Below are 9,976 nucleotides of genomic sequence, written 5' to 3' on the forward strand. Positions count from 1 at the left end.
TCCTGGTAGAGGGCGACCACCGGATCCTCGCCCGCCGCCGCCCGCCGGTTCCGACCCGCCCTGACCGCCACGCCCGGTGCCCCCTCGCCCTATCCGATCCCTGACAGAACGGGCCGTCAGGAGGACGAAATCCTCACCACCGGCCCCGCGTGACCGTTGACCGGCCGGACGTCGGAGCGACCAACCGGGTCTTCCGCCGCGCGGCCGGAAACCGGCCGGCATCGAAATCCGTCGAAACCCTCCCGAAGGTATGGACAGCCCATTTAACCGGCCCTAATGTCGCCGACGTCGCGCGCGGAGCGAACGTCGCCCCGAGTCGTCGTCGAAGGATTTCGACGCCGGTTCGCGCGCCTGAGAGGAGGCAGGGCATGGTCAGCATCACCGAGGTCGCTCGGCACGCCGGCGTCGCGGTCAGCACCGTGTCCTACGTGCTCAGCGGCAAGCGGCCCATCTCGCCGCCCACCCGGCAGCGGGTGCTGGACAGCGTCATCAGCCTCGGTTACCGGCCGCCGCACGGCGCCCGGGCGGGGATCGTCGGCCTCGCGCTGCGCGTCGACGACGGCACGCACCGGCCGCTGCTCGCCGAGTTCATGCTCTCCGCGAGCGTCGCCGCCCGCCGCCACGGCCGCAACGTGCTGCTGCTCACCGAGGAGGCCGAGCACGGACTGCTCGACGCCGCGCTGCTCGACGGGCTGATCCTGATGGACATCGAGGTCATGGACCCGCGTCTTGACACCGTCCGCCGGCTGCCGGTGCCCACCGTGCTGCTCGGCCTGCCGCGCGACCCGGCGGGCCTCGCCTGCGTCGACCTCGACTTCCGGGCCGCGGGTCGGCTGTGCGTCGACCACCTCGCCGACCTCGGGCACCGCGAGGTCGTCATGCTCGGCGCCCCGCCCGCCGCCTACCGGCGGCGGGCCGGCTTCGCCGAGCGCACGGTCGCCGGCGCGCTCGAACGGGCCGCCGCCAGGAGCGTGAGGCTCACCCACCGCCCCACCGACGGCGACTGGGACGGCACCGCCGGCACCCTCACCCGGGTGCTCCAGGAACGACCGGGCGCCACCGCGCTCATCGTCCAGAACGAGGCCGCCACCCCGCACCTGGCGCCGCTGCTGCGCGGCTACGGCCTGGCCATCCCCGAGGACCTGTCCGTGGTGGTGCTCGGCTCGGACGCCGTGGCGACCGCAGGCACCCCGCCGCTCACCTCCGTCGCGGTGCCCGCCGCCGAGATGACCGCCACCGCGATGGACCTGCTGGTGACGGAGCGGGGCCCGGGCACCGCCCCCGTGCTGCTCTCCCCCCGACTGACCGCCAGGGGAAGCACCGCGCCGCCCGCCGAGCGCGGCACCGACTGAAACCCCCGACCGCACCTTGACGAGAGCCGAACCCATGGACGCCCCATGCCCGCCCACCGCTCGCTAGCCATAGCCGCCGCCGTGCTGGTCACGGTCCCCGGCTGCGGCCTGATCACCGCGCAGACCGGGCCCAACACCCTGACGGTCGCGGACTACTACACCGCGGAGCCCGGCAACACGGCGCTCACCGAGATCCTGCGCGCCTGCGGCGAGCAGACCGGCGTCACCGTGGTGCGCGAGGTCATGCCGCGCTCCCAACTGGTGCCCAAGCTGCTCCGCGACGGCGCCGCCGACACCCTCCCCGACCTGGTCCTCAGCGACAACCCGGACCTCGCCAAGCTGGCCTCGACCGGGGCGCTGCTGCCGCTCGACGGCCGCGTCGCCACCGACGGCTTCTACGACAGCGTGCTCGCGGCCGGCAGCTACCAGGGCGAGCTGTACGGCGTCGCCCCCGGCGTCAACAGCCTCGCGCTCTTCTACGACCGGGGCGTCTTCGCCGAGGCCGGCCTCGAACCGCCCACCACCTGGGACGAGTTGCGCGAGACCGCGGCCGCGCTCACCGAGGGCTCGCGCTACGGCCTCGCGCTGTCGGCGATCGGCACCGAGGAGGGCACCTGGCAGTTCGAGCCGTTCCTGTGGGGCGCGGGCGCCGAACTCACCGACCTCGACTCGCCGGAGGCCGTCACCGCCCTCACCTTCTGGGCCTCGCTCTTCTCCGACGGCTCCGTCTCCTCCTCGGCACTCAACTGGCAACAGTCCGACGTCGCCGAGCAGTTCGTCGGCGGGCACGCCGCGATGATGATCAACGGCTCCTGGCAGCTCGCCGCGCTCGACGCCGAGGAGGACCTGGACTACGGCGTGGTGCCGCTGCCCACCCCGAACGCCGGCGACCAGCCCGCCACCCCGCTCGGCGGCGAGACCTGGGCCGTGCCGCGCGGCGAGCGGCAAGAGCGGGCCGTCGAGCTGCTGGACTGCGTGCTGTCGCCCGAGCACATGCTCGAGTGGGCGCGGCTGCGCGCCGACGTGCCGGCCCACCCGGACATCGCTGCGCGGCTCGTCGAGGAGCAGCCAGAACTGGCGCCGTTCGTGGCCAGCGCCCCGAGCGCCGAGGCCCGCACCGTGGACCTCGGCACCGGCTACCCGGCCGTGTCGCAGGCGATATCCACCGCGCTGCAGCGGGTCGCGACCGGGCAGCTCGACCCGGCCGAGGCCCTGGCGCGGGCCCAGCGAGAGGCTGCCGACGCATCATGACGATGACCCCGCGCCTGGCCAGGCTGAGCTTCTACGTGCCGGCCGTGCTCTACCTGGCCGTGTTCTTCGGCTACCCACTGGTCGCCAATGTCGTGATGTCCTTCCAGGACTACACGGTGACGTCCTTCTACGACGGCGGCGCCCCGTTCAACGGCCTCGACAACTACGCCGCGGTCCTCGGCGACGAGCTGTTCTCGACCACCCTGTGGAACACCCTCGTCTTCACCGTCGCCTCGCTGGCCTTCCAGTTCGCCATCGGCCTCGGCCTCGCGCTGTTCTTCCGCCGCCACTTCCCGCTCGCCGGCGTGCTGCGCGCCCTGCTCCTGCTGCCCTGGCTGCTGCCGCTGCTGGTCTCAGGCACCGTCTTCCGCTGGCTGCTCGACCAGGACTACGGCGTGCTCAACCACGTCCTGTTGAACCTGCGGCTGATCGACGACCCGGTGCCGTGGCTGGTCAGCCCGGACCACGCGATGGCCGCCGTCGTCATCGCCAACGTGTGGATCGGCATCCCCTTCAACATGGTGATCCTCTACGGCGGCCTCACCTCCATACCGCCGGGGCTCTACGAGGCTGCGGCGCTGGACGGGGCCGGCGCCTGGCAGCGGTTCCGGCACATCACCTGGCCGCTGCTGCGCCCGGTCACCTCCGTGGTGCTGATGCTCGGACTCGTCTACACCGTCAAGGCGTTCGACGTCGTCATGGTGCTCACCCAGGCCGGGCCGGCCGACGCCACCCAGCTGCTGTCCACCTGGTCCTACCAACTCTCCTTCACTCAGCTGCACTTCGGTCAGGGAGCGGCCGTCGGCAACGTGCTGATCGTCATCGCCATGCTGTTCGCGCTCGTCTACCTGCGGGCCGTGCGCCGCGAGCAGGCCGGGAGGTAGCCCCATGTCCGCACTGAACTCCACGGCACCCGCCCGCCGCTGGGGCCTGACCCTGCTGGCCCTGCTGATCGTCGGCGTGCTGCTCTTCCCGCTGTACTGGATGTTCAACGCCTCGCTCCAGCCGAGCCACGAGCTGCTGAGCATCCCGCCCCGCTGGTTCCCCGACCACCCGACGCTCGACGGCTACCGCGCCGCGTTCGACTCGCAGGGCCGGCACTTGGTCATCAGCCTCTTCGTGGCCTGCGGCAACGTGGTGATCACGCTGGCCCTCGCGGCGCCGCTGGCCTGGGCGTTGGCCAGGTTCCGGCTGCGGTACGCGGCGCTGCTGCTCTTCGTGCTTCTGATCGTGCAGATGCTGCCCGGCATCGTGAAGGCCAACTCGCTCTTCGAGCTGTACAGCGAGATCGGGCTGCTCAACAACACCATCGGCCTGATGCTCGCCCAGTCCACGCTGTCCGTGCCGTTCGCCGCCGTGCTGCTGCGCGCCCAACTCCGGGAGATACCGGCCGAGGTGGTCGAGGCGGCGGCGCTCGACGGCGCCGGTGCCTGGCGCACCTTCCTGCGGATCGTCGTGCCGATGAGCCGCAACAGCTTGATCACCGCGGGCCTGTTCGCGTTCCTCTTCTCCTGGGCCGACTTCCTCTTCGCGGTCACCCTCACCTCGCGGGACGCGATCACCCCGGTCACCGTCGGCATCTACCGCTTCGTCGGGGCCAACGCCACCGACTGGAACGCGCTGATGGCCTCCGCCGTCCTCGCATCGGTGCCGGCCGCCGTGCTGCTGGTGGTCGCCCAGCGGTACATCTCGGTCGGCCTCACCGGCGGCTCGGTCAAGGACTGACCCCCTCACCCCACCGCACCATCCCCACCGCACCCTTGGAGAGCACCACACATGCCGAGCACCGACCCCGGCGCGACGTTCCGCGAGCACGCAGGCGGCCTCGAGTGGACCGGCGAACACGAGACGTTGCGTGTCGAACCCTGGGGGCCCGACGCCGTCCGGGTCCGGGCCACCCTCGGCCCGATCCGCGACGACATCCCGGGCGCGCTGCTCGAACGCCCCGCCGGCCGGGCCGAGATCACCGTCCCCGACCTGACCGGCCGCACGGTCTTCGCCAACGGACTCGGCTCGCCCACCGACCCCGTGCCGCCGGCCCGCCTCGTCAACGGCCGGGTCACCGCCGAGCTGACCGTCGACGGCCAACTGCGGTTCCTCCGCACCGACGACGGCCGGGAGCTGCTCGCCGAGCGCCGCGCCCACTTCTGGTGGCCCGGCACCCGCGTGCACACTCCCGTCGGCCACGGCTACCGGCGTCTCGAACAGCACTTCGCCGCCTACGAGGGCGAACGGCTCTACGGCCTCGGCCAGCACCAGCACGGCCGCCTCGACCGCAAGGGCACCGTGCTCGACCTGGTGCAGCGCAACACCGAGATCTCGATCCCGTTCACCCTGTCCAACCGCGGCTACGGGCTGCTGTGGAACAGCCCGGCCGTGGGCCGCGTCGAGCTGGTGGACACCGGGACCCGCTGGGTCGCCGACGCGGCCCGCCAGATCGACTACTGGATCACCGCGGGCGACACCCCGGCCGACGTCCTGCGCGCCTACGCCGACGCCACGGGGCACGCCCCCGAGATGCCGGAGTGGGGCACCGGCTTCTGGCAGTGCAAGCTCCGCTACCGCACCCAGGACGAACTGCTCGCCGTGGCCAGGGAGCACAGGCGGCGCGGCCTGCCGATGTCGGTGATCGTCGCCGACTTCTTCCACTGGACCAGGCTCGGCGACTGGCGGTTCGACCCGGCCGAGTGGCCCGACCCGGCGGCCATGGTGCGCGAGCTCGACGAGTTGGGCATCAAGCTGATGGTCTCCATCTGGCCCTCCGTGAACCAGTCGAGCGAGAACTACGACGAGCTGGCCCGCCGCGGCCTGTTCGCCGCCAACGAGTACGGCACCGCGGCCCACGCCACCTGGGTCGACAAGGGCGCCGACCACCGGATCACCGTCTCCTTCCTCGACCCCACCAACCCGGCCACCCGCGCCTTCGTGTGGGAGCGGGTCCGCGCCAACTACCAGGAGCTCGGCATCAACCTGTGGTGGCTCGACGCCTGCGAGCCGGAGATGAAACCGGCCCACCCGGCCAACCTCCGCTACCACGCGGGCCACGGCCAGGAGGTGGCCAACCTCTACCCCAGGGAGATCGCCCGCACCTTCCACGAGGGCATGGCGGCCTCGGGGAACACCGACGGCATGTCGTTCAGTCGCTCCGCCTGGGCCGGCAGCCAGCGCTACGGCACAGCCGTCTGGTCAGGCGACATCGGCACCGACTTCGCCGCGCTGCGCGCCCAGATAGCCGCCGGCCTGAGCATCGGTCTCTCCGGCATCCCCTGGTGGACCACCGACATCGGCGGCTTCCACGGCGGCGACCCGGACGACCCGGCCTACCGCGAGGTGCTGGTCCGCTGGTTCCAGTTCGGCGCGTTCTGCCCCATCTTCCGGCTGCACGGCTTCCGGCTGCCGTGGCTGCCGCTGGGCGGCGCGATGACGGGCGGCCCCAACGAGGTCTGGTCCTACGGCGAGGAGGCGTACGACATCATGACCCGCTACCTCGCGGTGCGGGAGCGCATCCGCCCCTACGTGGGGGAGCAGATGCGCACCGCGGCCCGCGAGGGGCTACCGGTGATGCGGCCGCTGTTCCTCGAGTTCCCGGACGACGACCACGCCTGGACCGTCGCCGACCAGTTCCTGCTCGGCCCCGACCTGCTGGTGGTCCCGGTGACCGAGTCCGGGGCCACCAGCCGGGAGGTCTACCTGCCGGCCGGCGCGAGCTGGACCTGCGCCTGGACCGGCGAGACGCACCCGGGCGGAGCCCCCGTGGTCCTTGACGCGCCGCTCGACCGGATCCCGCTGCTGCTGCGGGACGGCGCCAGGCTGCCCATCGTCGGAGAGTGACCCGTCACCAGCTCGGCATGAACTGCTCGGGGTACCGGGAACCGTACGCGCCGTGCGGCAGGATCTCCTGGATACGGGCCAGTTCCCCGGGGGCGAGGGCGACCCGCGCGGCGGCGACGTTCTCGGCGAGCCGCTCCGGGCTGCGGGTTCCGGGGATGGGCACGATGTCCTCGCCCCGGGCCAGCAGCCAGGCGAGCGCCAGCTGGGTGACGGTGATCCCCCTGGCCTCGGCGAGCGCGGTCAGCTCGCGCACGGCGGCCAGGTTCTTCTCGTAGTTGCCCGGCTGCCAGCGCTCGTCCCAGCTGCGCATGTCGTCCGCCGGGTACTCGGCGGCCGGCTTCACCGCGCCGGTGAGGAAGCCGCGGCCCAGCGGCGAGTAGGGCACGAAGCCGATGCCGAGCTGCTGCTCCGCCTCGACGACCCCGGTCCCGACCCCGGCGCGCCGGCCCCTGGCCCCCGCCATCGCGCCGATGCCGCCGGAGCTCGTGGACGCGGTCACCCGGTGGGTGCGGCTGCTCGACGACCCCCGCGACATCGGGCCGCTGGCCCCCGGGATCGAGGCCGAGATCCTCTACCGGCTGCTGCGCGGCCCGATCGGCCCCACCCTGCGGCAGTGGGCGGTCCCGGACTCGGCCGTGGCCCGGGTGCGCGCTGCGGCCCGCTGGATCCTCGCGCACTACGCCGAGCCGCTCACCGTCGACGCGATCGCCGCCGTCGCACACATGAGCCCCGCCACCCCGCACCGACACTTCAAGGCCGCCACCGGCATGAGCCCGCTGCGGTTCCAGAAGCGGCTGCGGCTCCAGGAGGCCCGCCGTCTGCTGCTGGCCGGCGACACCACGGCCACGGAGGCCGCCCGGCGGGTCGGCTATCTCAGCCCCACCCAGTTCAACCGCGAGTACCGCGGCGTCTACGGCCTGCCGCCGGGCCGGGACGCGGCCCGGGTGCGCGAGGCCGTCGCCGTCACGCCCCCACCTCGACGGCCTCGCCGCCGGTCAGCGTGACCAGTTCGGCGAAGGTGGTGCGGAACATGGCGTACGCGACGCCGGCCCCGGCCCACACCTCGGCGTGGTCGGCCAGCGCCGTGTCCACCAGGGTCCGCAGCGGCGCGGGATGACCGACCGGCGCCACCCCGCCGACCCGCTGCCCGGTGGCCTCGTAGACGAACTCCGGGGTGGCGCGCCTGACCTTGCGCACCCCCGCGTGGCGCGCCGCCTTCCGCACGTCCACCCGGTGGCCGCCGCTGGCCACCACGAGCAGCGGCGCCCCGTCGGCCTCGAAGACCAGGCTGTTGGCGATGGCGCCGACCTGGCAGCCCAACTGCTCGGCGGCAGCGGCCGCCGTGGGCACGTCGGTGGCCAGCTCGACGATTCCGTCGGCGTGGCCGGCCCGCGCCAGCTCCGCGCGCACGCGCTCCAGGGCCGATGTCGCATCCGTACTCGTCACGGGCCGGAGCGTAGCCATCCAGGACGCGAGCGGCAACGCGGTTCCGGCCGCCGGGTGGGTGGCCGGGGAAAGGGGTTTCCGACACCCCGTCCGCCCCTGGTAGGACGGGGGAATGGACGCCGCATTCCTCAGCCCCACGGACCGCCTGATCGCCGAGCGCGCCTGCGAACGGCTGGTCGTCGAGCTGGTGCGCCGGCTCGACCTGGGAGATCCGAGCACGGTCGCCGAGCTGTTCACCCCGGACGGCGTCTGGGAGTGGCCTGCGGGCGAGCGGCGCGTCGAGGGGCGCGAGGCGCTGCGCCGCTACTTCGGCGGCCGGCCCGCCGACCGTCTGTCGCGCCGGCTGTGCACGAACATCCTGGTCACGCTCACCTCGCCCACGACCGCGACGGCCACCTCCTATCTCACGACCTACCGCGTCGACGGCCACTCCGGCGGCCTGCTGCCGCCCCAGCCGCCCACCCAGGTCGGGCACTACGAGGACGCCTTCCGGCTGGTGGACGGTGAGTGGCTGCTGGCCCACCGCACCCTGTTCCTCGCCTTCGCCGGTCCGACCGAGCACGTCGGCCGGGCCGAGCGCCCCTGACGCCCGGCGGCTGAACGGCCGCGGCTACGAGGCCGGGTCCGTCCGCGCTTCCCCGGCCCGAGGGTCGTAGGGGAACGAGTGGTGCTCGTGTGCGACGACCCAACGGCCGTGCTCCCTGCGGAGGCCGAAGGTGAGGCGCAGCCGGTTCTCCGGGCGCTCGGCGAGCTCCTCGGGCGTCCCGCAGCGCAACAGGGCGTGCGCGAACGCGACGTCGTCTCCTGCGGTGACGTCGAGGGACTCGACCTCGAACGAAGCTCCGCTGGCCTGCCAGGCGAAGAACGACGGCCAGGTCGCGCGGTAGGCGTCGATGCCGCGGATACCCTCGTAGGGTGGCGGCACGTCGAACATCACGATGTCGTCGGCGTGGTCCGCCACCACGCCGGCCATCTCGCCCCGGTGCACGGCGTCGGCCCACCGCTCCACCAGCGCCCTGATCTGTCGCTCGTCCTCGGACATGCCGCATCTCCCACGCGTCGCGATCGGGTCCCTCCCGGTACGGACCTCGGCCAGCGCGGGAAGTCATCGCGACGAACTCCACGCGCCGAACCGAAGGCGCCGAGCTCAAGGTGTCGGCCGAGGCCCTCGATCCGGCCAGGCCGCACCGTGATCAGCGTCACAGTCGATGGGTGCATAGCGAAACGGGTGCCAGTGTCTTCCCCATGGCGGAGGCGTCTGGCGAGAGCAAGGACAGCGCGGATGGAGCAGGCTCGGGCCGGTGAGTTCGACGAGTTCGTGGCGGCCCGCTGGTCAAGGCTGCTGCACCTCGCCCGGCTGCTCAGCGGAGGCGATCGGCACCGCGCCGAGGACCTGGTGCAGGAGGCCCTGGTCAAGCTGTGGTTCGCCTGGCCGCGGGTCGCCGACGAGGCCCCCGAGGCCTACGTCCGCAAGGTGATGGCGCGGGCCGCGGCGCGCTCGGCGCGGCGGCGCTGGTGGGGCGAGCGCCCCGTCGAGCAGCTGCCCGAGACGCCGACGGCGGGCGACGTGTCCGCGACCGTGACGGAGCGCTCCCGGCTCGAGTCCGCGCTCGCCCACCTGCCGCCGAAGCAGCGGACCGCGGTGGTGCTGCGCTACTACCAGGACCTGACAGAGGGCCAGGTGGCGAGTGTTCTCGGGTGCCCCGTGGGGACGGCTCGGTCACACGTCGCGCGCGGCGTGGCGCGACTTCGGCGGCTGCTGGCGGACGTCGTCGAGCCGGTGGGCTGAAGGAGAGGCCATGGAGCAGATGAGACAGACCGAACAGACAGACAAGACAGACCAGACAGACCAGACCGGACAGGCGGTCCAGGCCGACCAGTTCGAGCGGCGGCTGGCGCAGCTGATGCACAGCCCCCAGGGGCACGCCCCCTTCGAACCGCGCCACCGCGAGCGCCTCATGGCCGGGGTGCGCGCCCGCCGCCGCGCCCGGGCGGCGCGGAAGGCGGTCGGTTCGCTCCTCGTCGTCTCCGGACTCGTCGTCGGCCTCCTCCTGCTGCCCGGCACGCTGCTCGGCGGCGAGTCAGAAGCCCCCGAC

10 protein-coding genes and 2 pseudogenes are annotated in these 9,976 nt (G+C 73.0%); 9 read left to right on the forward strand and 3 right to left on the reverse strand.

Annotated elements, in window-relative coordinates:
* Positions 1-368 precede the first annotated feature (368 nt).
* Genes E1265_RS27395 through E1265_RS27415 form a run of 5 tightly spaced genes read left to right on the forward strand, consistent with a single transcriptional unit; the run spans position 369 to position 6,434 of the window.
* Entirely contained in the window at positions 369-1,352 is a 984-nt protein-coding gene (locus tag E1265_RS27395) for a LacI family DNA-binding transcriptional regulator (protein ID WP_132933677.1), read from the forward strand.
* Between the two features lie 45 nt (positions 1,353-1,397).
* Positions 1,398-2,603, forward strand: coding sequence for an ABC transporter substrate-binding protein (locus E1265_RS27400; protein ID WP_132933678.1), 1,206 nt, complete (start codon positions 1,398-1,400; stop codon positions 2,601-2,603).
* Entirely contained in the window at positions 2,600-3,487 is an 888-nt protein-coding gene (locus tag E1265_RS27405; RefSeq protein ID WP_165953902.1) for a sugar ABC transporter permease, read from the forward strand. Before E1265_RS27400 ends, E1265_RS27405 begins: the two co-directional genes overlap by 4 nt.
* A gap of 4 nt (positions 3,488-3,491) precedes the next feature.
* Positions 3,492-4,328: a carbohydrate ABC transporter permease gene (locus tag E1265_RS27410; protein WP_132933679.1), complete on the forward strand. Its 837-nt coding sequence runs from the start codon at positions 3,492-3,494 to the stop codon at positions 4,326-4,328.
* A gap of 51 nt (positions 4,329-4,379) precedes the next feature.
* Complete coding sequence (locus tag E1265_RS27415) at positions 4,380-6,434, forward strand: TIM-barrel domain-containing protein (protein ID WP_132933680.1); 2,055 nt, start codon at positions 4,380-4,382, stop codon at positions 6,432-6,434.
* Between the two features lie 4 nt (positions 6,435-6,438).
* On the opposite strand, the pseudogene E1265_RS27420 reads toward E1265_RS27415, so the two are convergent.
* Positions 6,439-6,840, reverse strand: a pseudogene (locus E1265_RS27420) (aldo/keto reductase); the annotation flags it as partial.
* Positions 6,841-6,904: 64 nt separating this feature from the next.
* Between E1265_RS27420 and E1265_RS27425 the strand changes: the two are divergent.
* Positions 6,905-7,438 (forward strand): AraC family transcriptional regulator, encoded by a 534-nt coding sequence (locus E1265_RS27425; protein WP_207931229.1) that lies wholly within the window; start codon positions 6,905-6,907, stop codon positions 7,436-7,438.
* On the opposite strand, the gene E1265_RS27430 is transcribed toward E1265_RS27425, so the two are convergent.
* Positions 7,398-7,880 (reverse strand): YbaK/EbsC family protein, encoded by a 483-nt coding sequence (locus E1265_RS27430; protein WP_243741145.1) that lies wholly within the window; start codon positions 7,878-7,880, stop codon positions 7,398-7,400. The genes E1265_RS27425 and E1265_RS27430 overlap by 41 nt on opposite strands.
* Before the next feature lie 112 nt (positions 7,881-7,992).
* Between E1265_RS27430 and E1265_RS27435 the strand changes: the two genes are divergently transcribed.
* Positions 7,993-8,466: a nuclear transport factor 2 family protein gene (locus E1265_RS27435; RefSeq protein WP_132933683.1), complete on the forward strand. Its 474-nt coding sequence runs from the start codon at positions 7,993-7,995 to the stop codon at positions 8,464-8,466.
* Between the two features lie 24 nt (positions 8,467-8,490).
* On the opposite strand, the gene E1265_RS27440 is transcribed toward E1265_RS27435, so the two are convergent.
* Positions 8,491-8,922: an SgcJ/EcaC family oxidoreductase gene (locus tag E1265_RS27440; RefSeq protein WP_132933684.1), complete on the reverse strand. Its 432-nt coding sequence runs from the start codon at positions 8,920-8,922 to the stop codon at positions 8,491-8,493.
* A gap of 240 nt (positions 8,923-9,162) precedes the next feature.
* On the opposite strand from E1265_RS27440, the gene E1265_RS27445 reads away from it, so the two are divergent.
* Together E1265_RS27445 and E1265_RS27450 are read left to right on the forward strand one after the other, a co-directional pair.
* Positions 9,163-9,669 (forward strand): SigE family RNA polymerase sigma factor, encoded by a 507-nt coding sequence (locus tag E1265_RS27445; RefSeq protein WP_132933685.1) that lies wholly within the window; start codon positions 9,163-9,165, stop codon positions 9,667-9,669.
* A gap of 10 nt (positions 9,670-9,679) precedes the next feature.
* Positions 9,680-9,976, forward strand: a pseudogene (locus E1265_RS27450) (hypothetical protein); the annotation flags it as partial.

Source organism: Streptomyces sp. 8K308 (assembly GCF_004348315.1).
Lineage (GTDB): Bacteria > Actinomycetota > Actinomycetes > Streptomycetales > Streptomycetaceae > Streptomyces.

Bases quoted from the DNA above. Each gene is read 5' to 3' on its own strand.
- E1265_RS27410 (WP_132933679.1), top strand. From the start codon at position 3,492: ATGTCCGCACTGAACTCCACGGCACCCGCCCGCCGCTGGGGCCTGACC.
- E1265_RS27395 (WP_132933677.1), top strand. From the start codon at position 369: ATGGTCAGCATCACCGAGGTCGCTCGGCACGCCGGCGTCGCGGTCAGC.
- E1265_RS27405 (WP_165953902.1), top strand. From the start codon at position 2,600: ATGACGATGACCCCGCGCCTGGCCAGGCTGAGCTTCTACGTGCCGGCC.
- E1265_RS27445 (WP_132933685.1), top strand. From the start codon at position 9,163: ATGGAGCAGGCTCGGGCCGGTGAGTTCGACGAGTTCGTGGCGGCCCGC.
- E1265_RS27435 (WP_132933683.1), top strand. From the start codon at position 7,993: ATGGACGCCGCATTCCTCAGCCCCACGGACCGCCTGATCGCCGAGCGC.
- E1265_RS27400 (WP_132933678.1), top strand. From the start codon at position 1,398: ATGCCCGCCCACCGCTCGCTAGCCATAGCCGCCGCCGTGCTGGTCACG.
- E1265_RS27440 (WP_132933684.1), bottom strand. From the start codon at position 8,922: ATGTCCGAGGACGAGCGACAGATCAGGGCGCTGGTGGAGCGGTGGGCC.
- E1265_RS27415 (WP_132933680.1), top strand. From the start codon at position 4,380: ATGCCGAGCACCGACCCCGGCGCGACGTTCCGCGAGCACGCAGGCGGC.
- E1265_RS27425 (WP_207931229.1), top strand. From the start codon at position 6,905: ATGCCGCCGGAGCTCGTGGACGCGGTCACCCGGTGGGTGCGGCTGCTC.